The 779-nt window shown below is 38.6% G+C and carries 1 pseudogene; it reads left to right on the forward strand.

The features are described from left to right. Window positions 1-567, forward strand: a pseudogene (locus GQR52_RS20365) (transposase); the annotation flags it as partial. Window positions 568-779: the final 212 nt, after the last annotated feature.

Consider the following 779-nt stretch of genomic DNA (forward strand, 5'->3'; position numbering starts at 1 on the left):
AGCTGGTTTATGCGCTTATTAAATGAAGGTATTGCGCGCAGAGCGAACAAAGAAGATAACTGCACAGGACGGTTCTGGGAGGGACGCTTTACGTCTCAAGCATTACTAGATGAAGCATCCCTTGCCGCCTGTATGGCGTATGTCGATTTAAACCCAATTAGAGCTAAAATGGCTAATACCCCAGAAGAGTCAGACCATACCAGCGTCCAAAAACGTTTAACACACGCAAGAGATGGTAAACAACCAAAACAACTACTTCGCTTTGCAGGCATGCCACGTCAAATAATGCCAAAAGGGCTCCCGTTTGAGCTTAAATCGTACCTTGAACTTGTTGAATTAACAGGACGTTGTATACGAGAAGATAAGCGAGGGTATATTGAAAGTGCACATTTGCCTTTACTAGAAAGAGTGAATATATCACCAGAAAACTGGTTAAAACTCACCACACAATTTACACGCGTATTTCATGGTGCAGTAGGCAGGCCCACTTCACAAGCAAGTTACTGTGAAAATTTAAACAGAAAACGGCGAGCGAACATCAGTAACTGCGAAAAGCTTCTCGCATAAACTTAAACTACTCAGTAAAATTATTCAGTAATAAATCACAACTGCATCATGCAGTTATTTTTGTGCATGTAATTTAAGATTAACAGCGGTAATGTTTTATTTAATGAATTAAATAAAAGAAATAGATAAGGAAAGGTAAGTTTTTAACATAAAAAGTAGATTTTATGGCACAGTTTAGCTTGCACAATTAGAGTGGCTGTCTAGTTTAATTC

The sequence above is a fragment of the Pseudoalteromonas sp. 31A1 genome, assembly GCF_011378815.1.
Classification (GTDB): Bacteria; Pseudomonadota; Gammaproteobacteria; order Enterobacterales; family Alteromonadaceae; genus Pseudoalteromonas; species Pseudoalteromonas arctica.